Source organism: Streptomyces vulcanius, from assembly GCF_042653945.1.
GTDB classification, from domain to species: Bacteria; Actinomycetota; Actinomycetes; order Streptomycetales; family Streptomycetaceae; genus Streptomyces; species Streptomyces mangrovi.
In genome coordinates, this window is sequence record NZ_JBHSFK010000009.1 from 226,387 (window position 1) to 250,638 (window position 24,252).

At 71.7% G+C, this 24,252-nt stretch carries 19 protein-coding genes and 1 pseudogene; 7 read left to right on the forward strand and 13 right to left on the reverse strand.

Annotated elements, in window-relative coordinates:
* The first annotated feature begins 9 nt into the window (after positions 1 to 9).
* Complete coding sequence (locus ACFPIH_RS16390) at positions 10 to 909, forward strand: alpha/beta fold hydrolase (RefSeq protein ID WP_381172311.1); 900 nt, start codon at positions 10 to 12, stop codon at positions 907 to 909.
* Between the two features lie 204 nt (positions 910 to 1,113).
* Positions 1,114 to 1,221, forward strand: a pseudogene (locus ACFPIH_RS16395) (family 20 glycosylhydrolase); the annotation flags it as partial.
* A gap of 129 nt (positions 1,222 to 1,350) precedes the next feature.
* On the opposite strand, the gene ACFPIH_RS16400 reads toward ACFPIH_RS16395, so the two are convergent.
* From ACFPIH_RS16400 to ACFPIH_RS16420, 5 genes are read right to left on the reverse strand one after another with little or no spacing between them, the layout of a single operon-like run.
* On the reverse strand, positions 1,351 to 2,712 hold the full coding sequence (locus ACFPIH_RS16400) for a CapA family protein (RefSeq protein ID WP_381172308.1): 1,362 nt from the start codon (positions 2,710 to 2,712) through the stop codon (positions 1,351 to 1,353).
* Entirely contained in the window at positions 2,709 to 4,604 is a 1,896-nt protein-coding gene (locus ACFPIH_RS16405) for a CocE/NonD family hydrolase (RefSeq protein WP_381172305.1), read from the reverse strand. Before ACFPIH_RS16405 ends, ACFPIH_RS16400 begins: the two co-directional genes overlap by 4 nt.
* Positions 4,604 to 5,476, reverse strand: coding sequence for a substrate-binding periplasmic protein (locus ACFPIH_RS16410; RefSeq protein WP_381172302.1), 873 nt, complete (start codon positions 5,474 to 5,476; stop codon positions 4,604 to 4,606). Before ACFPIH_RS16410 ends, ACFPIH_RS16405 begins: the two co-directional genes overlap by 1 nt.
* Before the next feature lie 60 nt (positions 5,477 to 5,536).
* Positions 5,537 to 6,322: an amino acid ABC transporter ATP-binding protein gene (locus ACFPIH_RS16415; protein WP_381172298.1), complete on the reverse strand. Its 786-nt coding sequence runs from the start codon at positions 6,320 to 6,322 to the stop codon at positions 5,537 to 5,539.
* A gap of 3 nt (positions 6,323 to 6,325) precedes the next feature.
* Positions 6,326 to 7,087, reverse strand: coding sequence for an amino acid ABC transporter permease (locus ACFPIH_RS16420; protein ID WP_381172295.1), 762 nt, complete (start codon positions 7,085 to 7,087; stop codon positions 6,326 to 6,328).
* A 150-nt stretch (positions 7,088 to 7,237) separates the two neighbouring features.
* On the opposite strand from ACFPIH_RS16420, the gene ACFPIH_RS16425 reads away from it, so the two are divergent.
* On the forward strand, positions 7,238 to 8,320 hold the full coding sequence (locus ACFPIH_RS16425) for an ArsR/SmtB family transcription factor (RefSeq protein WP_381172292.1): 1,083 nt from the start codon (positions 7,238 to 7,240) through the stop codon (positions 8,318 to 8,320).
* Positions 8,321 to 8,442: 122 nt separating this feature from the next.
* Here the strand turns inward: ACFPIH_RS16425 and ACFPIH_RS16430 are convergent, their stop codons facing one another.
* Positions 8,443 to 8,739: a hypothetical protein gene (locus tag ACFPIH_RS16430; RefSeq protein WP_381172290.1), complete on the reverse strand. Its 297-nt coding sequence runs from the start codon at positions 8,737 to 8,739 to the stop codon at positions 8,443 to 8,445.
* Between the two features lie 271 nt (positions 8,740 to 9,010).
* Positions 9,011 to 10,189 carry an acyl-CoA dehydrogenase family protein gene (locus tag ACFPIH_RS16435; protein ID WP_381172759.1) on the reverse strand — a complete coding sequence of 393 codons (1,179 nt, stop codon included), beginning with the start codon at positions 10,187 to 10,189 and terminating at the stop codon, positions 9,011 to 9,013.
* 130 nt (positions 10,190 to 10,319) lie between these two features.
* On the opposite strand from ACFPIH_RS16435, the gene ACFPIH_RS16440 reads away from it, so the two are divergent.
* Positions 10,320 to 12,296, forward strand: coding sequence for a PE-PGRS family protein (locus ACFPIH_RS16440; protein ID WP_381172287.1), 1,977 nt, complete (start codon positions 10,320 to 10,322; stop codon positions 12,294 to 12,296).
* Between the two features lie 89 nt (positions 12,297 to 12,385).
* Complete coding sequence (locus ACFPIH_RS16445) at positions 12,386 to 12,751, forward strand: DUF6479 family protein (RefSeq protein ID WP_381172284.1); 366 nt, start codon at positions 12,386 to 12,388, stop codon at positions 12,749 to 12,751.
* A 13-nt stretch (positions 12,752 to 12,764) separates the two neighbouring features.
* Here ACFPIH_RS16445 and ACFPIH_RS16450 read toward each other — a convergent pair whose 3' ends face one another.
* Entirely contained in the window at positions 12,765 to 13,655 is an 891-nt protein-coding gene (locus tag ACFPIH_RS16450) for a fructosamine kinase family protein (protein ID WP_381172281.1), read from the reverse strand.
* A gap of 209 nt (positions 13,656 to 13,864) precedes the next feature.
* Positions 13,865 to 16,249 carry an ATP-binding cassette domain-containing protein gene (locus ACFPIH_RS16455; RefSeq protein ID WP_381172279.1) on the reverse strand — a complete coding sequence of 795 codons (2,385 nt, stop codon included), beginning with the start codon at positions 16,247 to 16,249 and terminating at the stop codon, positions 13,865 to 13,867.
* A 307-nt stretch (positions 16,250 to 16,556) separates the two neighbouring features.
* On the opposite strand from ACFPIH_RS16455, the gene ACFPIH_RS16460 reads away from it, so the two are divergent.
* Positions 16,557 to 18,512: a PAS domain S-box protein gene (locus ACFPIH_RS16460; protein ID WP_381172277.1), complete on the forward strand. Its 1,956-nt coding sequence runs from the start codon at positions 16,557 to 16,559 to the stop codon at positions 18,510 to 18,512.
* An 11-nt stretch (positions 18,513 to 18,523) separates the two neighbouring features.
* Here ACFPIH_RS16460 and ACFPIH_RS16465 read toward each other — a convergent pair whose 3' ends face one another.
* Together ACFPIH_RS16465 and ACFPIH_RS16470 are read right to left on the reverse strand one after the other, a co-directional pair.
* Complete coding sequence (locus ACFPIH_RS16465) at positions 18,524 to 19,525, reverse strand: ATP-grasp domain-containing protein (protein ID WP_381172274.1); 1,002 nt, start codon at positions 19,523 to 19,525, stop codon at positions 18,524 to 18,526.
* Between the two features lie 387 nt (positions 19,526 to 19,912).
* Positions 19,913 to 22,297, reverse strand: a complete 2,385-nt coding sequence (locus ACFPIH_RS16470; RefSeq protein ID WP_381172270.1) for a phosphoketolase family protein — start codon at positions 22,295 to 22,297, stop codon at positions 19,913 to 19,915.
* Positions 22,298 to 22,461: 164 nt separating this feature from the next.
* Here ACFPIH_RS16470 and ACFPIH_RS16475 point away from each other — a divergent pair, with 164 nt between their 5' ends.
* Complete coding sequence (locus ACFPIH_RS16475) at positions 22,462 to 23,379, forward strand: DUF6891 domain-containing protein (RefSeq protein ID WP_381172267.1); 918 nt, start codon at positions 22,462 to 22,464, stop codon at positions 23,377 to 23,379.
* On the opposite strand, the gene ACFPIH_RS16480 is transcribed toward ACFPIH_RS16475, so the two are convergent.
* Positions 23,376 to 23,831, reverse strand: coding sequence for an RpiB/LacA/LacB family sugar-phosphate isomerase (locus tag ACFPIH_RS16480; RefSeq protein WP_381172263.1), 456 nt, complete (start codon positions 23,829 to 23,831; stop codon positions 23,376 to 23,378). The genes ACFPIH_RS16475 and ACFPIH_RS16480 overlap by 4 nt on opposite strands.
* Positions 23,832 to 23,841: 10 nt before the next feature.
* Positions 23,842 to 24,081: a hypothetical protein gene (locus ACFPIH_RS16485; protein WP_381172260.1), complete on the reverse strand. Its 240-nt coding sequence runs from the start codon at positions 24,079 to 24,081 to the stop codon at positions 23,842 to 23,844.
* Positions 24,082 to 24,252 lie beyond the last annotated feature (171 nt).

Below are 24,252 nucleotides of genomic sequence, written 5' to 3' on the forward strand. Positions count from 1 at the left end.
GTCGCCGGCATGACAAGCCTGCGTTCGCTACGACTGCCTGACGGATTCCTCGACGTCTTCACCAGCCGGTTCGTGGAGGTGAACGGGCTACGGCTGCACGCGGTCACCGGTGGGGACGGCCCGGCGCTGCTGCTGATCGGCGGGTGGCCCCAGACCTGGTACGCCTGGCGGGAAGTGATGCCCGCGCTCGCCCGTGAGCACACCGTCGTCGCCGTCGACTCGCGCGGCGCCGGGCTCTCCGACAAGCCCGACGACGGGTACGACGCCGGCACGCTGGCCGCCGATCTGGTCGCGTTGATGGCCGCGCTCGGGCACGACCGGTTCGACGTGGTCGGCCACGACATCGGTACGTGGACCGGCTACGCCCTCGCCGCCGATCACCCCGAGCGGGTGGGCCGGCTCGCCATCCTCGAAGCAGTGATCCCCGGTCTCACGCCGTCCCCGCCGTTCTTCGGCCCCGCCGCGGTCAACCTGAAGCTCTGGCAGTTCGGCTTCAACCGGCTCACCGACCTCAACGAGGAACTGGTCCGGGGACGGGAGCGGCTCTTCTTCGGCTGGCAGTTCGCCACCAAGGCCGCCACGCGGACCGCGATCCCCGCGTACGCCGTCGACGTCTACGTCGACGCGATCGCCGCGGATCCTCGCGCGCTGCGGGCGAGCTTCGCGTACTACCGGGCGCTGGACGAGACGATCGCGCAGAACGAGCAGCGCAGCAAGACCCGGCTGACGCTGCCGGTGCTCGCCGTCGGCGGCGCGCTGTGGAGCGGCGCGAATGCCGCCCAGACGATGCGGCTGGCGGCCGACGACGTCACGGGGGTCGTCCTCGACGACTGCGGCCATTACCCGGCCGAGGAGCAGCCGGCGCGGTTTGTCGAGATCCTGAAGGACTTCCTCGTGGCCAACCGGTAGCAGGCAGGCCACACGGCTGAGCTTCGCGAGCGACAGCCATGCAGCCTCATCTGCTGGCGACACCTCAAGAAGGCCCACCCATGATCCTGTTACGAGCTCGTTGGTTCGGAGAATCCTCCGTGGACACCCTGCCGGCCACCACCTCCAGCCCCTCCAGGCGGTCGCGCCCCAGCACGACGGCCCCGACGAACCGGTCCGGCCGGGATGACCGAGGAGCAGGCCGCCCACGTCATCGGCGTCCAGGGCAACGCTTGGACGGCGGTCATGGACTCGGCGCGGGTCGTGGACTACCTGTCCTTCCCCCGGCTGGCCGCCTTCGCCGACTTCGAGCGCCGCATGGCAGACGCCCACTACGCGCGCCTCGGGCGGATCCGGTCGGCCGAGGTTGGACCCTGTGTGACTTTCACCGGCCCGTTGTCGGTCACGCCGCACATCGACGGATCAGAGGCTGAGGTGGCCGACGCCCTCCCGGACGGCGATCTCCGTGCCGAACGGTTTGGAGAGTCGTTGCAGGCGTCGCAGGATGCGCTCCGCGGTGGGTGGGTCGGCGAGCCGGGGGATGCCGCGGTCGGCATCGCGCGGGCCGTCCCAGTGCAGTTCGATCGGGTGCAGCTCCACGGCCCGGAGGGCGCCGTCGCGGTCGAAGCAGCTGACCGCCACGACGGACTCGTACCAGATCCGCTCGCCGAAGACACCGTGGACCCGTTTGCGTTCCAGGAACTCGGCCTCGGTCTCGTGCTCGCGACTGCCGTCCTTGTCGTAGGCGCCCTGGGTCAGCGGCTGCTGGGTGTTCTCCATGAAGACGAAGTTGCCGAGGGAGTAGAAGATCGGGCGGCACCGGTACACCTCGATGCCGCGGAGCTGGTGGGGACCGTGGCCGAGGAACGCGTCGGCGCCGTTGTCGATCGCCTCGCGGGCGATGAGCGGAAGGAAGTCGGGGGGCTCCTGGCTGTAGTTGCCCGGCTCGTGGGTGTGCATCGTGGCGATCGTGAAGTCGGAGGTCTGTTTGGCCTGCCGGACGGTGCGCAGCACCTCTCGGCGGTCCGACTCGTGTGCGGAGAAGCGGAACTCCACGGCGTCGGTGTGGGGCTCGGGACCGGGTTTGGCCGCGTAGCGGGTGCCGAAGAGGGTGACGGTGCCGTCCCTGCTGTCGGCCTCGAGGACGGAGGCGCGGACCGAGCCGGTTGGCAACGCGTCGCGGATCAGGGCGAGTTCGCGCAGGCGCTGGGCCGGGACGAGCACATGCCGGGTGGTGCGCAGGGCGTTGACGCCGGGGCGGCCGGGGACGCGGCCGAGGGGGTCGGCGGCCCGGGACATGGGCTCGAAGCGGGAGGCGACGGAGACCAGGGAGACACGGCCGGCGGGGGTGGTGAGGAAGCGCGGGGAGCGCGCGTCGGCGAGGGTGTCGCCGGTGCCGGCGTGGACGATGCCCGCCTCGGTGAGCAGCCGGTCGGTGGACCGCATGCCGGCCACGCCCCAGTCGGTGGTGTGGTTGTTGGCCCTGGCCATCAGGTCGAACCCGATCCGGCGGAGATCCGCGGGTACCCGCGAGGTGCTGATCAGCCACGATCCGCCGGACTCGGCTTCGGGCCAGCCGTCGAACTCCGTCAGGTCGACGGCTGTGCTCTCGAAGTTGCCGAAGGTCACGTCCGCCGACCGCAGCAGCTCCAGCAGGCGGGGCGAGCGGGCTTCGAGGAGTGGGGCGAGCGCGTCGTCCACGACCAGGTCACCGACGGCGGCCAGGGTGAAGCCGTCGCGCACATTGGCCTGACGCCAGGAGGGTGACAGCTTTCCGTCGGTCATGCGGGGCGTCCTTCGGGCTTCGGGCGAAGTACGGACAGGGTCAGCCACGAACGGCCGCCCGTGTGGACACGGTTGGCGGCGACGACCTTGCGCCGCTCGCCGGCCTCCGCGCCGCCGGTGTTGGAATTGACGTCGAAACGCGGGAAGTTGCTGGAGCTGACGTCGAGCCGCAGCCGGTGGCCGGCCAGGAACAGGTTCGCCGTGTCCGGCGCCTCCACCGTGACCTCGTACGTCTCCCCCGGCGTCATCGGTTCCGGATCGCTGAAGGAGTCGCGGTAGCGGCAGCGCAGGATGCCGTCGGTGAGGTTCATGGCGAAACCCTGCGGACAGTCCTCGCTCGGCGGATGGACGTCGATGAGCTTGATCGTGAAGTCGGTGTCGCGGGCGGTGGAGGACACGGTGAGGTGCGCACTGACCGGCCCGGCGACCGCCAGGTCCTCGGTGAGCGGCGGGGTCTGGAAGACCAGCACGTCGGGTCTGCTGTCGAGGGGCAGGTGCGGCTCGGTCACGCCGAAGAACCGGTCGTCGGGGTGCTGGTGGAAGGCTCCGCCGCTCATCACCGGTTCGCCGGAGGTGACCTGGCCACCGAGGGTCGGCACGGGGTCGCGGGGGTCGAAGTCGTATTCCAGGAAGGAGCCTTGCGCGTCGCACGTGTCGGAGGCCGTCGCCAGCGTTCCCGCGCTGCCGAGGACGAGGGTGAGGTTCGCGCTCTCCTCGGGCGGCCAGGAGGTTGCTGTGTGCCAGCAGCCGCCGTGGTCGAGTCGGCCTTCGGCGGTGCGTCGGCCGGAGCCGCCGCCCATGAGGAAGTACCGCACGAGGGGCGGCGGGTCCGCCATGCCGTCCGGGCCGAGGTGCGCGTCGAACCAGCTCAGCCGCATCGCCGCGTAGTGCTCGGCGAGGCTGCCGTCCAGCCGGGCCTGCGGGCCGAAGTCGACGTCACCGGCGAAGCTGCGGCTTCGCCCGCCGTGGGTCCACGGGCCGAGCACCAGATACGCCGGGCTGTGCTTCTTCCGGCCGAGCTCGCGGAAGTTCTCGGTGGCGGTACGGATGTAGGGGTCGTACCAGCTGGACATGTGCAGGCTCGGCACGTCCGGGAAGTCGTCGTAGAAGCCGCGGGCGTAGATGCCCGGCTGCTGCCAGTACGGGCCGAAGGCGCCGTTCTCCCACTGTTCGAGGAGGTAGTCCTCGTACTCCGGGACGAAGCGGAGCGGGCTCGCCCCGCGCCGCCACGGCATCCGGGTGAACCAGGCGCTCAGGTCCTCCGACTCCAGCGAGGCGCGCAGGACCGGATCGGTGCGCACCGTCTCGCTCACCTTGGCCCGGTGGAACGCCCAGGTGGCCTGCTTGAGTTCGAAGGCCCCGCCCATCCGGGTGCCTGCCTCGTAGGCGCTGGCGAAGCCGCCGGAGTCGAGGAACATCGCGGCCAGGTGCGGTGCGCCCAGCGAGGCGAGGGCCGCCTGGGCGTGCGCGGAGTAGGAGACGCCCATGGTCGCGACCCGGCCGTCGCACCAGGGCTGTCCGGCGATCCACTCGACGGTGTCGTAGCCGTCGGTGGCCTCGTTGAGGTACTTGACGAAGGTGCCCTCGGAGTCGCCCCGGCCGCGGCAGTCCTGCCGTACGATCCGGTACCCGCCCCGGGTGAACACCTCGGCCACGGTCTCGGGCGCCGGCGGGTTCTCGCCACCGAGGGCGCCGTCCGAGGTACGCGCGGCGCGGCGGCCGTACGGCGTGCGCTCCAGGATGACCGGCCCCGGTGCCGGCTCGGGCCGGTCGGCGTAGACATCCGCGACGAGCACCACGCCGTCCCTCACCGTTGTCCGCAGCACCCGCCGCCAGCACGCCCGCCCGCCGGGCAGCGGCACCCGCTGCCACTCGTCGTCGATCACGGGCATCACTTGGATCCGGGGAACTGGGACTTCAACGCGGGCCATGCTGCGAGGAGTTCGGGCTCCGGCTGGGTGCTGAAGTACTTGCGGTACAGCTTGGCGTAGGTGCCGTCCGCGACCATGGCTCCGATCTCCTTGTCGAGGGCCTTGAGGAAGGCGCTGTGGTTCTTGGGCAACGCCATCGAGGTCGGGTGGTCCACCGGCGCGGACACCGCCTGGCGCAGGCCCTTGTACTGCTTCATGAACTCCTTCGCATCCGGACCCCCCACCAGGAAGGCGTCGATACTGCCGTTGAGCAGCTGGCTCACCGCCGCGTTCTGGGTCTGGAAGCGGACCGGCTGCGCCTTGGGTATCCGCGTGGGCAGCTGAGCCTCCTGCGAGGATCCGGTCACCACTCCGACGCGCTTGCCGTTGAAGCCGTCGAAGGTGGAGATCTTGCTCTTCGAGGTCGTCAGGACGGTCACGGTGCTCCAGAACAGCGGCTTGGTGAAGTCGACGCTCTTCTGTCGCTCCGCGGTGACCCCGAGCCCGGACGAGGCCAGGTCGTACTGACCGGCGGTCAGGCCGGCCAGCGATCCGGTGACCGACGTCGACTTGTAGTCGACCTTGAGTCCGAGACGCTTCGCGGCCTCGTCGGTCACGTCGACGATGAAACCGGCGGGCTTCCCCGAGTCCTCGGCGTAGGCGAAGGGTGGCTGGCCGGTCTGGGTGGCGGATCTGATGGTCCCGGCCTCGATCAGACCGTACGGGTTCGACGCCTTGCCGGAGTCCGCGCTGCCGCTGCCTCCGCAGCCGGTAAGCGGGAGGACGAGGCCGGAGAGGGCGGCGAGGGCGAGCAGTCTGCGACGACCGAGAACATTACGGGATGATATGGACATGGAAGGGTCTCCTTGGGGAGGGATGGGCGGTGCGGGGGCGGGACTCGGCGCAGCCGCGCTTCAGAGGACGCGGGCGAGGAACTCGCGCAGGCGTGCCGTCTCGGGGTGTTCCAGTGTCCGGCGGGCCGGACCCGACTCGGCGATGCGGCCCTCGTCCATGAAGATCACTCGGTCCGCGACCTCACGGGCGAAGCCGATCTCGTGCGTGACGGCGATCATCGTCATGCCGGATGTGGCGAGCAGCCGCATGACGTCGAGCACGTCCTTGACGAGCTCGGGGTCCAGCGCGGAGGTGGCCTCGTCGAACAGCATGACCTCGGGCTCCATCGCCAGTGCGCGTGCGATCGCCACCCGCTGCTGCTGACCGCCCGAGAGCTGACTCGGCCGGGAGTGGGCCAGCCCCGCGAGGCCGAGCCGCTCCAGCTGGGTCATGGCTGCGGTGTCGGCCGTTTCCCTGCCCATCCTGCGGACCTTGCGGAGGGCCACGGTCACGTTGTGCAGGACACTCAGGTGCGGGAACAGGTTGAAGTGCTGGAAGACCATGCCCACCCGGGTGCGGACCGCGTCGACGTCCACGCCCGGATCCGTGATCAGGTCGCCGCCCAGGCGGATCTCGCCCGCCGTCGGCGGCTCCAGCAGGTTCATACACTTCAGGAGCGTGGACTTGCCCGAACCGGACCGGCCGATGACACAGACGGTCTCGCCCGCGGCGACATCGAGATCCACACCACGCAGGACCTCCACCTCGCCGTAGCGCTTGTGCAGGTCGCGCACGGCGACCGCCGCCGCGGTGGCCGTCCCCGCCGCGTCGGCGCGGGAGTTCTTCTCGGACAGCGTTCCGGCCATGGCTCAGACCTCCATCACGGACGGGGCGGGCGTGGCGACAGCCGGGGTGGCCGCGGGTTTGTTCGTCTTCCGTCCGCCGGTGCGCAGACGCAGGTCGAGCCGGTTGACCAGGAAGGTGAGCGGGATCGTGAGCATCAGATAGCAGGCACCGGCGGCCACGAGTGCGGAGGAGTTGTACGTCGCCGCCTGCCGCTCCTGTGCGATGAAGTAGAGCTCGCGCTGCCCGAGGCCGAGCCCGAGCAGATACACCAGCGCGCTCTCCTTGATGTCGATGATGAACTGGCCGGCCAGCGCGGGCAGCACGTTCCGTACACCCTGCGGGACGACGATCACCCGCATCGCGGTCAGATAGGACATGCCGAGGCTGCGGGCCGCGCCGAGCTGCCCGGCCGGGACGGCCTGGATGCCGGACCGGAAGATCTCCGCCAGGTAGGCCGCCGATATGAGGCCGATGGCGAGGACCGCGTACCCGAGCGGATCCCGGCCGAACGGCCGGACCCCGGCCGACGGCAGGCCCAGGCCGACCAGGCTGACGGTCACGATCGCGGGGAGACCGCGGAACACGTCCACGTAGATCCGCGCGGGGAGCCGCACCCACCGGCGGTGCGACAGCAGCAGCATCGCGAGCAGCACACCGAGCACAACCCCGAAGACGATCGCCAGCCCGGCGATCAGCAGGGTGTTGCGCAGGCCCTCGGTCAGCAGGGCGGGAAACGCCTTGAGTAGTTCATCGGGGTTGAAGAACGTCTGCAGAAACAGGTGCATCGGCCGGAGCCTCTCGCTGCTCGGACCGCCCGGAGCGACATCGACGACTGCTCGGAGCGGGGGGAATGGGACGCAGCCTAGGTCGGCCGGCCGGCGGCGGCGGTGATGCTTACCGCGCACGCGGTAAGCAACCGCTGTACCCTGCGCGACATGGCCGTTGTCATCACCTTGCAGGGCGCCGTTCCGGCGGACGTGGCCGTCGGCCTCTCACCTCTGGCCGAGCTGATGGCATGCCTTCATTCGATCGCCGAGCCCGAGCACCACCTCGCCGTACGGCCGTGGCTGGAACGCGTACGCACCGACCTGTCTCCCGAGTCCCAGAGCCTGATCGCGGTCTACGCGCCCCTGTGGACCCGGCGGCGCTGCCGTCTGCTGATGCCTCTGGAACCGCCCCTGGGACGAACACTGGAGCAGGAACTCGACCGCCTGGAGGCACTACCGCTGGACGACTTCGTGATGGGCGTCGCGCCGAGTGTGCACGGCGGCGTCTTCGACACCCGCGACCTGCTCACCGACGAATCGGTCCGCACCGCCTACACGGTCTCCAGCGAACGGCGCTCCTTCAGCCGCGGCGAGCTGGCCCGTAGCCTGCTCCAGGCCCCGGAGCGGATGCGGACAGGGCTGCTGGAACTGCTGCGGCGCTGTGCCGCCGAGTTCTTCGACGCCGAATGGGGGCGGGTACAGCACCGGCTGGAGGGTGAATGCACCCGCCTGCGGGCCCGGGTGCAGGCACTGCCGCTCCCCGAGGCACTGGCCTCGCTCAGCCCGAACGCCGTCGTCCGGCACAACCCGCCGGCGGTCGTCTTCGACAAGCTGCAGTCGCTGCGGGCCGACCTGCGCGGCCGTCGCTGCCTGCTCGTACCGTCCGCGCACTCCCGACCGCATCTGATCGTCAAGGACGACCCGCCCTACCCGCTCGTCGTGCACTTCCCCGTCGAGAACACCACGCAGGTGGAACGGGCCACGCTGGCACAGGTACGGCTCAGACTGGCGATCCTGTCCGACCCCGCGCGACTGTCGCTCTGTCGGCACCTGGTGAACGAACCCATCACCACATCCGACCTGGCCGTACGGACGGGGATGAGCCTGCCCCAGGTCTCCCGCCACCTCGGACGGCTGCGCGAGGTGGGCCTGCTGACCTCCCGGAGGGACGGCCGACAGATCTACCACCGGTTGGACACGGACCGCCTCATGCATCTGGGCGTGGACGTGCTGACCTCGATCATCCGCTGAAGGCCGGCGCCGACGAACGGCCGCACGGTTTCGTCTTCGCCTCCTCCCAGCCCGGTCCCAGCACTGTTCGTGGCGGACCTCGATCGGGGGGTCTGTATTGCGTGGGCGCGGTGAGGTGGTCGTCAGTAGATTCCGGCGGGGCGGAGCCGGGGCAGTACGGCTGGCTGCAACGGACCGACGGCGAGCCATGCGCCTGCCGGCCAGAAGGCGGGTGCGATGCGAGCGGCCAGATTCCGGCGGGCCCGGACGCGGGGGTCCTCGGCGCGCATGTCCCGCAGCGCCCGGTTGGACACCGCGCGGTTGCGCAGACCCCATTTCCGGCGGTCGGCCGCGCACCGGTCGATCAGGCGCCGGGCGGAGGCCATGTCCGGTACGGCCAGCGCGCCGGCGACGGCCTTCGCCGCGTCGGTGGCGTCCATGACACGGGTCGGTGTAGGAGTCGGCGACGACCTGGTGGAAGCGGTAGCTCGACACCCAGTCCACATGGTCGGCGTACCACGGTTCGACGACTTTCGGGAGCATTGCAGATCGATCCGCATGCCGCCGGCGAAGGGCAGGCGCATGACGTTGGGGCCGTCGAGTTCGGGGTTGCGGTAGTGGAAGCGTCCGGGCGTGCTCGCGGTGGACCCGTCCGGATGCCCGGCGACGTCCACGATGATGAAGGAGGTGGCGTCGGTGGTGACAACGCCGCTAGCGCCGTACTCTCGGCATTTTCAGGCCGATCCACGAGATGATCTCGCGCTGGATCTCGTTGTTGCCGCCGCCGAAGGTGAAGATGACGGCCGAGCGGTAGCCGCGTTCGAGTTCGCCGTGCAGGACGGCGCCCGCCGAGCCCTCCTGGAGGGCGCCGGGGGCCGCGACGATCTCCATGAGCCAGGCGTAGGCGTCCCGGCGGGCCTCGGAGCCGTAGACCTTGGCGGCGGAGGCGTCCTGCGGGGTGAGGGTGCCGTTCTGGAGGGCGCCGACCATCTGCCAGTTGATGAGCTTGAGGGCGTCGAGCTTGACGTGGGTCTGGGCGAGCCGGCGGCGCACCCAGGGCAGGTCGACGACGCGGCGGCCGTCGGCGAGCTTGGTCTCGGTGGCCCAGCGCTGGACGTCGTGCAGGGCGCGGATCGCCATGGTGCCGTGGGCGGCGAGGGTGACGCGCTCGTGGTTGAGCTGGTTGGTGATCAGCCGCCAGCCCTGGTTCTCGGCACCGACGCGCTGCGAGACCGGGACGCGGACGTTCTCGTAGTAGCTGGCGGTGGTGTCGTGCGAGGCGAGGGTGCGGATGACCGTGCAGGAGTAGCCGGGGTCGGTGGTCGGCACCAGGAGCATGGTGATGCCCTTGTGGGGCGGGGCCTCGGGGTCGGTGCGGACGGCGAGCCAGACCCAGTCGGCGGTGTCGCCGTTGGTCGTCCAGATCTTCTGGCCGTTGATCACGTACTCGTCGCCCTCGCGTACGGCGCGTGTCCTGAGGGCGGCCAGGTCGGTGCCGGCGTCGGGTTCGCTGTAGCCGATGGCGAAGTCGATCTCGCCGGCGAGGATCTTCGGAAGGAAGTACGCCTTCTGCTCGTCGGTGCCGTACTGCATGATCGTCGGGCCGACGGTGTTGAGCGCCATCAGGGGCAGCGGTACGCCGGCCTGGGCGGCCTCGTCGAAGAAGACGAACTGCTCGATCGGGGTCAGTCCGCGCCCGCCGAACTCCTTGGGCCAGCCGACGCCGAGCCAGCCGTCCTCGCCGAGGCGGCGGATGGTGGCGCGGTAGAAGCGTTTCGCCCCGACCGGGTCGGAGTGCCGGGCGTAGGCGTTGTGCGGCACCAACTCGGCGAAGTAGGCGCGCAGTTCGGTGCGCAGTCGCTGCTGCTCGGGCGTTTGGTCGAGGTGCACGGCGCCTCCAGGCTGCTTCCCCAGGCCGGTGTCCTGACGGCGCACACGGTAGAACGTGTTCCAGAAATTGGGAATGGCGGAGCGGGAGGAGATCGGTGCGGGAAGGATGTCCTTCCATGACGGTGATCTCATGAGAATGACGGTGAATGACCTCGAGGCGCTGCTGGGGCGGGCCCGGCTCGAGATCGCGGACCCGTGGTGGAGCGAGGGCCCGCTGCCGCCCCGGGCGGCCTGGCGCCGGATCACCTCCGGGGAGACCGCGCCGACGGTCACGGTTCCGCTGGACCGGACCGCGGAGGTCGACGCGGAGTGGCACCGGATCGCGGTGGAGAACGGCTTCTTCGCCGGTGACGGCCTGTTTCTCGTCGAGTTCGAGGGCGACCGGGCAGGCGGCCGGCCGCGGAACTGGGCGCGCGTCCGGCTCACGCCCGGTTGGGACCTGACGGCCGCCCTGTGCGAACTAACGGGCGGACAACCGGAGTTCGTCGCCATGACGGTCGGCGGTGACACCGTGCTCGGAGTGACCGCCGGCGCGGACGGGGTGCGGATCACCGTGGTGGACCGGATCGCCGAGCGGATCGAGACGGAGGCGCGGGCGGCAGCCGAGGAGACCCCGCGGGAGCGGGAGCGGGTGTGGGAGTCGCTGTTCGAGGAGACGCCGGCGCGGCTGCCGCTGTTCTGGGTCGAGGGCCTCGGAGGCAACTCGGCCGCCCCCGACGACGTATGCGTCGGTCTGCTCGACCTGACGGGCTACCCGCTGTACCGGCCCCAACCGGCCGCGGTGGTCGAGGCGGCCATGGCCCACGCGGACTGGGACGCGCGGGGAAGCCTGGCCGAGCACCAGCCGAACCTCACGCCGGAGCAGCGGAGCCGGCTGATCCTCGCCGAGGCGGAGCCCCGGCACCGGGCGTCCCTCGTCTGGGCGTCGAGGTGGCGGGCGGCGATGCCCGCCACCACGTACGAGCGGCTCGCCGCCGACCCCTCGGCGGTCGTCCGTGAGGAGGTCGCGCGTCTGCGCGGTCTGCCGGTCCCGGCGCTCAGGGCCCTGGCCGCCGACTCCCATGCCTCGGTACGGGCCGAGGTCTGCGGGCAGGCCTGGCCGCACCTGGACGAGTCGGCGCGCGAGGGGCTGCTGAACGATGCCCACGGCAGCGTCCGTACCGCAGCCCTGCTGCGACACCACGAGGACCACCCCATGTCCCGGTCCGTGTTCGAGGAGGCGGAGGAGGGTCTGCGGTCCCGCGCGGTGGAGGGCTGCCGGCTGGCGCGTGACCTCGCCGAGCGGCTGGTCCGGGACGAGGATCCGGCCCGGCGCCGCGCCCTGGCCGGCAATCCCCGCCTGGACACGGACCTGGTCCTGCGGCTCGCCGAGGACACCGACGACGGGGTCCGGTCCGCGGCGGCGGTGCATCCCGGGCTCAGCGAGGAGGAACGCGCGGGCATCGACTTCGCCTTCGAACCGAGCAACATGTCGCACGACCTCGACTGGGTCGTCGCCCTCCACGACGACCCCGACGCCATGCGCCGCCTCGCCGTCTCCCCGCACCCCCTCGTCCGGCGGAGTGTCGCCCGTGCCCGGCGGCTCCCGGCGGACGTCGTGGACCGGCTGGCCCAGGACGAGGACCGGGTCGTACACCTGTTCCTCGTCGAGTCGTGCGACGACGCGCCCGCCGACCTGCTGCTGTCCGTCTGGCGGTGGTGGACCGGCAGCTTCAGCCACCCCGACCGTCCGCACGGCCATCCCAACTTCCCGCGCCGCGACCTGCTCCGGTACGCCGACGATCCCAGCCCCCGGATGCGGCGGCTGGCGCTGGACGATCCGGACTCGACGTCCGAGTTGGTCGAGCGGTTCAGCCGGGACGCGAGTGACGAGGTCAGGGCGCGGGCGGCGGGCGACCCCCGGCTGTCGGCGGCCTCGGCGGTACGGCTGCTCAGCGACCCGGACAGCGCCGTACGCGTCACGGCGGCCCGCCATCCGAACGTGCCCGCGCGCGTCCTGGTGGGGCTGCTGCGGGACCTGGAGACCGCGGAGAACGCGGCGCGGAATCCGGGACTGCCGCTCCCGGTCATGCGCCGGATGCTGGACGCGGCGCACGCTGCCCGCTGAGGGGGCGAACACCGTGTGGCGGTTCGCGAGCACCGAGTAGCGCGTGGTCAAGGGTGATTTACGCCCGTTTCGTGGGGTACTCACCCGATATGACTACCGCTAACCAGCAGCTGGCCGCCGCGAGCGGTCTGCTCAGCCTCGCTCTGTTCGTGGTCGGGATCGCCGTCGTGGCGCTGCTGGCCGGCAGCTTCTGGCTGGGTGCGCGTATCAAGACGAGCGAGCCGCCGCGTCCGCGCCCCGAGGAGCAGCCGCATCTGCCGCCGGAGGGCGCGGTGCACGAGATCCGCGAGAACCGCGAGCCCGACGAGGTGCCCCGCACCCCCAAGGGCGGGCGCCCGCTCACCCCGTACGAGCTGCACAACATGCAGACGAAGTCGAGCCCGTCCAAGGAACGGCCGCGCTGGAGCAAGGGCAGCAGCGGGTCGTTCGGCGGGGGCGGGCTGGGCGCGCACTGAGGCCCTGCGGTGCTTACCCGGCTTCTCGCGCCGCCGTGAGCACCTGGTTCGCGTACGCCCCTCCGAACAGCACCGTGTGCACCAGCAGCGGGAACAGTTGGTGCAGGCCGATGCGGTCGGCCCAGCCGTCGGCGAGCGGCGTGGCCTCCTGGTAGGCGGCCAGCACCCGGTCCAGGTGGGGGCAGCCGAAGAGGCGCAGCATCGCGAGGTCGGTCTCGCGGTGTCCGCCGTGCGCGGCCGGGTCGATGAGCCAGGCGTTGCCGTCGCTCCCCCACAGAACGTTGCCGTTCCACAGGTCGCCATGGAGTCGGGCGGGCGGTTCGGCGGGCCCCGCGAGATCGGGCAGCCGCGCGCAGAGCCGCTCAACGACGGCCGCCTCGGAGTGTCCCAGCGTTCCCTGGTCGACGGCCGTCCGCAGGTAGGGCAGCACCCGGTGGTCGGCGTACCAGGTCGGCCAGTCGGTACCGGGGGTGTTCCGCATGGGCGCGAGCCCGATGTACGCGTCACGCGGACCGTCGGCAGGCGGGGCGCCGAAGGCCGGGGCACCGGCGGTGTGCAGGGCGGCGAGGTCCCGGCCGAGCCGGGTCGCTGCCGCGGCGGTCGGCGCGGCCGTGGGGATCCGGTCGGTCACCAGCCACGTCTCGTCGTGTCCGTGTACGGCCGGTACGGCGACCGCGTCGGCCTCGGCCAGCCAGCGCAGCCCGGCGGCCTCGGCCCGTACCGCGCCGGGCGCGTCGCCGCGTTTGACCATCACCGACCGGCCGTCGTCGAGGTCCGCCTCGGCGACGGCGCCGGACAGCCGACGTACACCACGCACGGACGTCCCGGTGAGACGGGCGGCGGCCCCGCGGGGCCCCTCCTCGGCACCGGGGACCCGACCGTTCGTACCCTCGGGCGTGCGCACGGCACTCAGCCTATGACGGCTCCCGCAGGCACGACCGCTGGAATGGCTCACACCGACACCTCCGCTCGTACGGCGCGGCCTGCCGGTTCAGCTCCGCGGGCACGGCCGCCCGTACGGCGCTGTAGGCACGGCAGCACTGTGAGGCGCGGGCGCGCTGCCGGGGGTGTGGGTCACGCCGGCGCGGAGCGGCCCGGTCGCGTGGGGTGGTGTCAGGCGCCCACGTACGCCGACAGGTGTTCTCCGGTGAGGGTGGAGCGGGCCGCGACGAGGTCGGCGGGGGTGCCCTCGAAGACGATGCGGCCGCCGTCGTGGCCGGCTCCGGGGCCGAGGTCGACGATCCAGTCGGCGTGGGCCATCACGGCCTGGTGGTGCTCGATGACGATGACCGACTTGCCGGAGTCGACCAGCCGGTCGAGGAGGCCCAGCAACTGCTCGACGTCGGCGAGGTGGAGGCCGGTGGTCGGCTCGTCCAGTACGAAGACGTGTCGGTCGCCCCCCTTGTCGGCCATGCGCGTGGCCAGCTTGAGCCGCTGCCGCTCGCCGCCGGAGAGGGTGGTGAGCGGCTGGCCGAGGCTGACGTAGCCGAGGCCGACGTCGGCGAGCCGGTCGAGGATGCGGTGCGCGGCCGGGGTGTGGGCCCCGCCGGCGCCGAAGAACTCCTCGGCCTCGGCCACCGACATCGCCAGCACCTCGCTGATGTCACGGCCGCCGAGGTGGTATTCGAGGACCGAGGCGTCGAACCGCTTGCCTTCGCAGTCCTCGCAGGTCGTGGCGACGCCGGCCATCATCGCCAGGTCGGTGTAGATGACACCGGCGCCGTTGCAGGTGGGGCAGGCGCCCTCGGAGTTCGCGCTGAACAGGGCCGGCTTGACGCCGTTGGCGGTGGCGAACGCCTTGCGGATCGGTTCGAGCAGTCCGGTGTACGTCGCCGGGTTGCTGCGCCGGGAGCCACGGATCGGCGTCTGGTCGACGGACACCACGCCCTCGGTGGCCGGGACGGAGCCGTGGATCAGCGAGCTCTTGCCCGAGCCCGCGACGCCCGTGACCACGCACAGCACGCCGAGCGGGATGTCGACGTCCACGCCCTGGAGGTTGTGTGTCGTCGCACCGCGGATCTCCAGGGCACCGGTGGGCTTGCGCACCTCGTCCTTGAGCGAGGCCCGGTCGTCGAAGTGGCGCCCGGTGATGGTGCCGCCCTTGCGCAGGCCCTCGACGGTGCCCTCGAAGCAGACCGTGCCGCCCGCCGTGCCGGCCCCGGGGCCGAGGTCGACGATGTGGTCGGCGATCACGATCGTCTCCGGTTTGTGCTCCACGACGAGGACCGTGTTGCCCTTGTCCCGCAGCCGCAGCAGCAGTTCGTTCATCCGCTGGATGTCGTGCGGGTGCAGGCCGATGGTGGGCTCGTCGAAGACGTACGTGGTGTCGGTGAGCGAGGAGCCGAGATGGCGGATCATCTTGACGCGCTGTGCCTCGCCACCGGACAGCGTGCCCGAGGGACGCTCCAGTGAGAGGTAGCCGAGGCCGATCTCCACGAACGAGTCGAGGGTCTGTCCCAGCGACGCGAGCAGCGGCGCCACCGAGGGCTCGTCGAGGGCGCGGACCCAGTCGGCCAGGTCGCTGATCTGCATCGCGCAGGCGTCGGCGATGCTGATCCCCTTGATCTTCGACGAGCGGGCCGCCTCGGTGAGCCGGGTGCCCTCGCAGTCGGGGCAGGAGGTGAAGGCGACCGCGCGCTCCACGAACGCCCGGATGTGCGGCTGCATCGACTCCTTGTCCTTGGTGAGCATCGACTTCTGGACGCGCGGGACCAGCCCCTCGTAGGTCATGTTGATGCCCGCGATCTTCATCCGGGTCGGTTCGAGGTGCAGGAAGTCGTGCAGTTCCTTCTTGGTGTACTTGCGGATCGGCTTGTCCGGGTCGACGAGGCCGGACTCGGCGTAGAGGCGGTAGCTCCAGCCGCCGGGCTTGTAGCCGGGGATGGTGAGCGCGCCCTCGTTGAGCGACTTGGAGTCGTCGTAGAGCTGGGTGAGGTCGAGGTCGGTGACCGAGCCCCGGCCCTCGCAGCGCGGGCACATGCCGCCGGTGATGCTGAAGGAGCGGCGCTCCTTGACCTTCTGCCCGGCGCGCTCCATGGTGACCGCGCCCGCTCCGCTGATCGAGGCGACGTTGAAGGAGAACGCCTTGGGCGAGCCGATGTGCGGTGTGCCGAGCCGGCTGAAGAGGATGCGCAGCATCGCGTTGGCGTCGGTGGCGGTGCCGACCGTGGAGCGCAGGTCGCCGCCCATCCGCTGCTGGTCGACGATGATCGCGGTGGTCAGCCCGTCGAGCACGTCGACCTCGGGCCGCGCCAGGGTCGGCATGAAGCCCTGCAGGAAGGCGCTGTACGTCTCGTTGATCAGCCGCTGCGACTCGGCCGCGATGGTGTCGAACACCAGTGAGCTCTTGCCGGAGCCGGAGACCCCGGTGAACACCGTCAGCCGGCGCTTCGGGATCTCGATGCTGACGTCCTTGAGGTTGTTCTCGCGCGCCCCGTGCACCCGGATCAGGTCGTGGCTGTCGGCGATGTGCGGGTCCGTCCCCGTGGCCTTGCTCATCGTGTCCCCATCTGTCGGGCGGTTCTTCGCTGCGTGGACGCCACGCTATGCGGCGCGCGCCACCGGCGCTTCTCGATTCCTGACCGGTCCGCACCGGTCCGCGCCGGCCCGATCGGCCCGGTGCACCGCCGCAAAGCACAACGCCCGCCCCACCGGTCACAACGTCCGGCCCACCGGTCACATCGGCAGATCACGCCATCGCGGCGGACAGGTTCCGACAGTGAGCGGCCAGTAAGCGACATCGGGAGGCGGGGACTCCGCGGAAGCGCTGAGATGGCCTCGATCGTCGCACGGGATGAGGTGGAACATGGCCGACTTGGTGCAGGCGGAACCGGAACTGCGCGCGGGCCCGACGGAGCAGAAACGGTGCTGCTGTGGCTCAGCTGGGCTGGAGAGCACGCCCAGGGGTGCCGAGGAGCGGTTCCGGGGTCTGCTGGAGGCGGCCCCGGACGCCATGGTGATCGTGGACGACGAGGGCACGATCAAGCTCGTCAACGCGCAGACCGAGGCGCTCTTCGGGTACGGGCGCAAGGAGCTTCTCGGCCACCCGGTGGAGCTGCTGATCCCGCACCGCTTCCGCGGTCAGCACACCCGGCACCGGGGCGGGTACGCGGCCAACCGGCAGGTGCGCCCGATGGGCGCCGGTCTCGAACTGCACGGGCTGCGCAAGGACGGCACGGAGTTCCCCGTCGAGATCAGTCTGAGCCCGCTGGAGACCACGGACGGGCTGCTGGTGTCGGCGGCGGTACGGGACGTGAGCGACCGCAAGGCCGCGGAGGCCCGCATCACCGAACTGGCCTCGCTGGTGGAGTCGTCGCAGGACGCGATCCTGGCCAACACCCTCGAGGGGTACATCACCTACTGGAACGCGGCGGCACAGCGCCTGTACGGCTACACGGCCGAGGAGGTCATAGGGCGCCATGTCTCACTGCTGGCGCCGCCGGAGCTGCGGGGCGAGATCAGGTCGCTGCTGAAGCGGCTGCGGCACGGCCGGAAGGTCGAGCACTTCGAGACGCTGCGGCTGACCCGGGCGGGCACGCTGCTGGACGTCGACGTCACGCTGTGGCCGACCCGGGACGCCCGGGGCACGGTGGTCGGGGCCTGCGCGATCGTCCGGGACATCAGCGACCGCAAGCGCGCGGAGGCCGAGCTCACCGAGCTGTACGAGCAGCAGCGGCACATCGCGCTCACCCTGCAGCGCAGCCTGATGGGCACCCCGCCGGCGCTGCCGGGGCTCGCCACCGCCAGCCGCTACCGGCCTGCCACGCAGGGCGCGGGGGTGGGCGGTGACTGGTTCGACCTGATTCCGCTGGGCGCCGACCGGGTGGGGGTGCTGATAGGGGATGTGATGGGCCGCGGGCTCGAGGCGGCGGCCGTGATGGGGCAGCTGCGTTCGGCCGCGCACGCCCTCGCGAAGACGGGGATGCAGCCGCGTCAGCTGATGCGGGCGCTGGACACCTGCGTCGCCGACCTCGACGTACCGGACCAGCTGGTCACCTGCTGCTATCTGGTGATCGCGCCGGACGCGGGCACGGTGACGGTCTGCTCGGCGGGCCATCTCCCGGTGCTGGTCGTCGGCGTCGGTGACGGCGTGCAGTCGCTGCCCTGCCCGGTGAACGCGCCGCTCGGGGTGGGGGACGTCCTCTACGAGCAGTCGAGTTCCGCGATACCGCCGGGGGCCACGCTCGTCCTCTACACGGACGGTCTGATCGAGACGCCGGGCAGCGACATCGAGGAGCGGATCGGTGAACTCACCGTCCTGCTCGACCGGCTCTTCGCCGGCACGCCGTCCCTGGAGGCGGCGGCCGACAGGGTCCTCGCGGGGCTGCTGCCGGACCCCGAGAGCCACAACGACGACGTCACCCTGCTGCTGGCCCAGCTGCCCGCCGGTCCGCTGGCGGCCGTCGGCACCGACCTGCCGGCGGTGGCGGAGTCGGTGCCGGAGGGGCGGGCGTTCCTGCACAGGGCGCTGTGCACCTGGAACTGCGCCGGCAACGCCGACGACGCGCTCCTGCTCCTCTCGGAGACCCTGACCAACGCCGTCCAGCACGCCGAGGGCCCGCTCGGCCTGCATCTGCACCGCACGGCCACCGACCTCACCGTCGAGGTGAGCGACCGCAGCCCCCAGCTCCCCCAGCCCCGGCCGGCCGCCGCGGACGAGGAGTCGGGACGGGGCCTGCTCCTCGTCCGCGCCCTCGCCGACAGCTGGGGGGTACGGCCGACCGACGACGGCAAGACGACCTGGTTCACGCTCCGGCTGTGAGGTGGCCCGGCTCAGGACGGTGTGTTGACCGCGAGCGGCGCCGACGCCGGCGCCGCCATCGGGGCCCGACCGCGCGCCTCGGCCAGGGCGTCCAGATGGGCCCGGACGTACGGTACGGCCACCTTCTCCACCTCCACCCTGCCGTCGACGAAGGCGGGCTGGACGTTGACCTCGAAGACGACCCCGCCGTTCTCGACGGCCAGGTCGACTCCGGCGAAGGGCAGTCCGACCGAGGCGGTGGCGGCGACGGCGAGTTCGGCGAGGCGGTGCGGCAGCTCGGTGGGGTCGAGGTGGACGGCGGTGGCGCCCTGGCAGGTGTTGCAGGGGGCGTCGGGTTCGGGCTGGAGGTGTTCGCGGGCGTGCACGACCCGGCCGTGCAGGACGAAGACCCGGAACTGGTGGCGCAGCCCGTCGGCGGTGATGTTGCCGGCGTCCCGGGAGAGCATCCAGTCGGTGCCGTGCCCCGCGTAGTAGCCGATGGCGTACGCCAGCCGCTCCGGGGTGGTGACGTGGAAGGTGTCGTTGCCGCCGGTGCCGACCACGGGCCTGGCCCAGATGTCGCGGCCGAGCCGTTCGAAGGCGTCGACGGCCTCCCGCTCGGTGGGCCGGGACAGCACGACCGTCTCCATCTGGGCGACGCCGTCGCGGCGGAAGCGTTCGACGGTGAGGTTCTTCTCGGTGGCCGCGCGCCAGGCGTCGGGGCCGGAGGCGAGAGTCACCACCTCGTGACGGGCCAGCAGTTCCTGGAAGCCGGCGAGGGTGTGCCGGCGGTGTGGCGGGATCTCGTAGAGCAGGACGATGTCGGGCGTGAAGTCCAGCCGTTCTTGCGGGACTTGGATCCGTAACCGGTTCCCGTCGCGGACGCCGCGGCCGGTACCGCCGGTGGCGAAGTGCCGGGAGTCGACCCGGACCGGCGCAGCGCCGGTGAGCAGTTCCACCGCTTCGGCGAGGTACTCCCGGCAGCCTTCGGGCGACGTGGGGTCGGCGATCAGGGCGATGCACGGTCGGAACACAACGACCTCCAGTGGCTCTCGCACACGCTCGGACCGCGGGCACCCGGTCGCACGGGCCGAGCGGTGTCACGGGGTGGTGCCTGTCGCGCGGGTGGTCCGCGCACCCGTCGCCCTGGAAGCCGCGCCGGTGTGCGGGGCCGTACCGGGTCCGGAGGGGAACCGGGCGGTCACGGCCGGTGACCACGGGGTGGTGGGGCTCGCCCCGCCGGATGTCCGCGCCGCAGGGCTGGCCGACCACTGTAGGCACCGGGCGCGGCGGGTTACCAGGGCGCACGACGGCCCGCCTCCTGCCCCTTCTCCTGCGCCGTCCGCCCCCGTGTGTGCGCCCCGCCGGGCGGCCGGTGAGCCCCTGCCCCAGCCGCCCCGGCCGTCCCGCCTCGGGCCGTCTCAGGCGTCCCAGGACCAGTCGGCGACCTCGGGGAGGTCGGTGCCGTGAACCCGGATCCATTCGTGGTGGCGCTGCCGCGTGTCCGCCATCCGCTGCCGTACGGCGGCGGCGCGCACCGCGAGACCGGGGACGCGGTCGACGACGTCCATCACGAGGCGGTAGCGGTCGAGGTCGTTGCGGACGACCATGTCGAACGGGGTGGTCGTGGTGCCGATCTCCTGGTAACCGCGCACGTGGAGGTTCTGGTGCCCGGTGCGGCGGTAGGCGAGTCGGTGGATGAGCCAGGGGTAGCCGTGGTAGGCGAACACCACCGGTTTGTCCGGGGTGAACAGGCCGTCGTACTCGAAGTCGCTCATTCCGTGCGGGTGTTCGTCGCTCGGCATGAGGCGTGCGATGTCGACGACGTTGACGACGCGGACGCTGAGCTCGGGCAGTTGGCGGCGGAGCAACTGGGCGGCGGCGAGCACCTCCTGGGTGGGGACGTCGCCCGCGCAGGCGAGGACGACGTCGGGTTCGCGACCGCCGTTCTCGGTGCCTGCCCAGTCCCAGATCCCGGCGCCGCGCGCGCAGTGGACGCGGGCGGCGTCCATGGACAGCCAGTCGAAGCAGGGCTGCTTCCCGGCCACGATCACATTGACGTAGTCCCGGCTGCGCAGGGCGTGATCGGCCACCGAGAGAAGGGTGTTGGCGTCCGGCGGCAGATAGACCCGTACGGCTTCGGGGCTCTTGTTGAGGATGTGGTCGACGAAACCGGGGTCCTGGTGGGAGAACCCGTTGTGGTCCTGGCGCCAGACGTGCGACGTGAGCAGGTAGTTGAGGGAGGCGATGGGTGCGCGCCAGCTCAGCCGGCGGGTGACGCGCAGCCACTTGATGTGCTGGTTGACCATCGAGTCGACGATGTGCGCGAACGCCTCGTAGCAGGAGAACAGTCCGTGACGTCCCGTCAGGAGGTAGCCCTCCAGCCATCCTTGGCAGGTGTGCTCGGAGAGGATCTCCATCACCCGGCCGTGCCGGTCGAGGTGTTCGTCGACCTGGAGCGTCTGTGCCTGCCAGGCCTTGCCGGTGGCGCCGTAGACGGCCTGGAGGCGGTTGGAGGCGGTCTCGTCGGGGCCGACCAGCCGGAAGTCGCGGCGGTCGGCGGTGGCCCGCATCACGTCCTCCAGCAACTCCCCCAGCACGGCGGTGGGTTCGTGCAGGGTGGTGCCGGGCTTGTCCACCGGGACCGCGTAGGTGTCCGGGGCGGGCAGCGGGAGTTCGCGCAGGAGCAGTCCCCCGTTGGCGTACGGCGTGGCGCCGAGCCGCCGGGAACCCTCGGGAATCCAGGCGAGGACGTCGGGGCGGGGCCGGCCCCGGTCGTCGAAGAGCTCCTCGGGCCGGTAGGAGCGCAGCCATGCCTCCAGGCGGCGCAGATGGTCGGGGTTCTCGCGCACGGCGGTCAGCGGCACCTGGTGGGAGCGCCAGGTGCCCTCGACGGGCAGGCCGTCGACCTGGGCGGGTCCGGTCCAGCCCTTCGGGGTGCGCAGTACGATCATCGGCCAGCGGGGCCGCTCGCGGGCGCCCTCCTCGCGGGCGGCGCGCTGGAGGGCGGCGATACGGCCGAGGGCGGTGTCCATGGCCTCGGCCAGGGCGCGGTGGACGGCGTTCGGGTCGTCCCCGGTGACATGGATCGGGTCGTGCCCGTAGCCGCGCAGGAGTTCGTCCAGTTCGGGCTCGGGGAGCCGGGCCAGCACCGCCGGGTTGGCGATCTTGTAGCCGTTGAGGTGCAGGACCGGCAGGACGGCGCCGTCGTGCACCGGGTCGAGGAACTTGTTGGAGTGCCAGGAGGCGGCCAGCGGCCCGGTCTCCGCCTCGCCGTCGCCGATCACACAGGCCACCAGCAGGTCCGGGTTGTCGAAGGCGGCGCCGTAGGCGTGGGAGAGGGAGTACCCGAGTTCACCGCCCTCGTGGATCGAGCCGGGCGTCTCCGGCGCGACATGGCTGGGGATGCCGCCCGGGAAGGAGAACTGCCGGAACAGCCGGGTCATACCGGCCGCGTCCCGGGTGACGTCCGGATAGATCTCGGTGTAGGACCCCTCCAGCCAGGAGTTGGCGACGACGGCCGGGCCGCCGTGCCCGGGGCCCCAGACGCACAAGGCGTCGAGGTCGCGGTTGCGCACGATCCGGTTGAGGTGGGTGTGGATCAGATTGAGCCCGGGCGAGGTGCCCCAGTGCCCGAGCAGCCGGGGTTTGATGTGCTCCGGGCGCAGCGGCTCGGTGAGGAGCGGGTTGGCCATGAGGTAGATCTGGCCGACGGCCAGGTAGTTCGCGGCGCGCCAGTGGGCGTCCAGGGTCCTCAGCTCGTCGTCGGCGAGCGGGGTGGACGCCGGGTGTGTGTCGGCGGACATGTCGGGGTCCCTTCCGGATCGGGATCGCGAGGGTGGGGCGGGCGGGTGCCGTCCGTACTCTCCTCGCCTTCCCCGCACACCGGCGACCCGACAGGCCCGGCCGGGCCATCCGGGGGAACGGCACCGGGAGGCCCGTTGTCAGTGGGGTGTGTCAGAGTCTGCGCATGCTGGAGATCGTGGTGCAGACGGAGAACCGGGAACGGCATGTGCGGGTGTCGGCCGAGGAGCTGGCCGGGCTGGTCCGGCGGATCGGCGCGGACGGTGACCTGTTCCTGGTGCTCCAGCGCATACCGGACCTGCCTGATGTCTTCGCCCAGGTCTGGCACAGGGCGGGCGGCGACTACACGCTGGAGTACCGTGACGGCGCCGCCGACCGGCACTTCGAGACGACGGCCGAGGGGCCCGAGGCCGTCAGCGCGGCGCTTGCCGGCTGGGCCCGCCAGGAGGCCGGCTGGGCCGCCGGTCTGGACTGGTCACCGCTGGACATGGGCCCCGCCCGCGAGGTGGCGCCGCTCGACCTCGCCGAGGGCGAGCGGGAGGAGTTGACGAAGCGGGTCCGCCAGGTGCTGGTCGGGGGCTACGCCTCCCGTGCGGAGCTGGCCGAGCTCGCCGAGGACTACCTGGTCACCGCGGACCGCCGGCCCGTCTCGCGGGAGCAGGCGGAGGCACTGGTCGACCGGATGTGGCTGGAACGCGTCGCCGAGCAGGCCGCCTGGCGGGGCGAGACCGACCCCGAGCGGCTCACCCGCGCGTTCGCGGCACTGCGGGAGAGCGGTGTCACCGCCCGCGAGAACTTCACCTGCTGCCGTAGCTGCGGACAGTCGGAGATAGGCGACGAAGCCGGGCCGGACGCCCGTGGCTTCGTCTACTTCCACACCCAGTGCACGGACTCCGCCGCACTCGGCCACGGACTGATGCTCCTCTACGGCGGCTTCGACAGCTCGTCCGAGACCACCAGCGCCATCGGCCACGAGATCGTGACCGCCCTCGAAGCGGCCGGCCTGCGCACCGAGTGGGACCACGACCCCGCCCGGGCCATCACCGTCACCCCGCTGGACTGGCGCCGCCGTCTGGTCGGCTAGGCCCCGGCTACAGGGTGGTCCATCCGGTCGATGTGCGCCACGTTTCCCCGGTCCTCGGTGTCCTCGCTCGGGTTGGCGGCGAACCAGGCGTCGAGGATCTCCTTGAGCAGGGGGCCCGAGGTCAGGCGCAGGCTCAGGGCGAGGACGTTGGCGTCGTTCCAGCGGCGGGCGCCGTCCGCGGTGTAGGCGTCGGCGCACAGGGCGGCCCGCACGCCGGGCACCTTGTTCGCGGCGATCGACGCGCCGGTGCCGGTCCAGCAGCAGACCACGGCCTGCGCCGAGGTCCCGTCGGCCACGTCCCGAGCCGCGGCCTCCGAGCAGACCGCCCACTGCGGGTCGGCGCCGGGGCGCAGCGCGCCGTACGTCACCACGTCGTGTCCGCGTCCGCGCAGCTCCGAGACGAGCGAGCGGGCCACGGGTTCGTCCATGTCCGAGGAAACGGAGATCCGCATGCCGGCGAGCCTACTCAGCCCCGGCCCGCCCTGTCGCGCCGGTCGGCTGCCGGAAGTGCGGGCACCTGGTGACGTCCTCGTGGGCGCAGCCGAGGGCGCACTCCACGAGGGCGAGGGACGTCTGCGCGGCGGCGATCCGGGAGCGGAGCGCGTCGGCCTGCACCCGCAGCAGGTCCGTGCGCCGGGCCGACCCAGTGACCAGGGCACGAATGGCGTCCAGCGGCGGCCCGGCCTCCTTGGCCCGCAGCACCACGGCGACCCGCGGTCGTCGGCCCCGTAACGGCGACGGCCCGCGCCGTCCCGGGCCGGGCTGAGCAGGCCCGACTCCCAGTGCCGGACGTGCGGCGCCAGTCCGAAGCGGGCGGCGAGTGCGCCGATGCCCAAGGAGTGCTCGCTTGACTTCATGCCGACATCAAGTCGC

Bases quoted from the DNA above. Each gene is read 5' to 3' on its own strand.
- ACFPIH_RS16390 (WP_381172311.1), top strand. From the start codon at position 10: ATGACAAGCCTGCGTTCGCTACGACTGCCTGACGGATTCCTCGACGTC.
- ACFPIH_RS16400 (WP_381172308.1), bottom strand. From the start codon at position 2,712: ATGACCGACGGAAAGCTGTCACCCTCCTGGCGTCAGGCCAATGTGCGC.
- ACFPIH_RS16405 (WP_381172305.1), bottom strand. From the start codon at position 4,604: ATGCCCGTGATCGACGACGAGTGGCAGCGGGTGCCGCTGCCCGGCGGG.
- ACFPIH_RS16410 (WP_381172302.1), bottom strand. From the start codon at position 5,476: ATGTCCATATCATCCCGTAATGTTCTCGGTCGTCGCAGACTGCTCGCC.
- ACFPIH_RS16415 (WP_381172298.1), bottom strand. From the start codon at position 6,322: ATGGCCGGAACGCTGTCCGAGAAGAACTCCCGCGCCGACGCGGCGGGG.
- ACFPIH_RS16420 (WP_381172295.1), bottom strand. From the start codon at position 7,087: ATGCACCTGTTTCTGCAGACGTTCTTCAACCCCGATGAACTACTCAAG.
- ACFPIH_RS16425 (WP_381172292.1), top strand. From the start codon at position 7,238: ATGGCCGTTGTCATCACCTTGCAGGGCGCCGTTCCGGCGGACGTGGCC.
- ACFPIH_RS16430 (WP_381172290.1), bottom strand. From the start codon at position 8,739: ATGGACGCCACCGACGCGGCGAAGGCCGTCGCCGGCGCGCTGGCCGTA.
- ACFPIH_RS16440 (WP_381172287.1), top strand. From the start codon at position 10,320: ATGAGAATGACGGTGAATGACCTCGAGGCGCTGCTGGGGCGGGCCCGG.
- ACFPIH_RS16445 (WP_381172284.1), top strand. From the start codon at position 12,386: ATGACTACCGCTAACCAGCAGCTGGCCGCCGCGAGCGGTCTGCTCAGC.
- ACFPIH_RS16455 (WP_381172279.1), bottom strand. From the start codon at position 16,249: ATGAGCAAGGCCACGGGGACGGACCCGCACATCGCCGACAGCCACGAC.
- ACFPIH_RS16460 (WP_381172277.1), top strand. From the start codon at position 16,557: ATGGCCGACTTGGTGCAGGCGGAACCGGAACTGCGCGCGGGCCCGACG.
- ACFPIH_RS16470 (WP_381172270.1), bottom strand. From the start codon at position 22,297: ATGTCCGCCGACACACACCCGGCGTCCACCCCGCTCGCCGACGACGAG.
- ACFPIH_RS16475 (WP_381172267.1), top strand. From the start codon at position 22,462: ATGCTGGAGATCGTGGTGCAGACGGAGAACCGGGAACGGCATGTGCGG.
- ACFPIH_RS16480 (WP_381172263.1), bottom strand. From the start codon at position 23,831: ATGCGGATCTCCGTTTCCTCGGACATGGACGAACCCGTGGCCCGCTCG.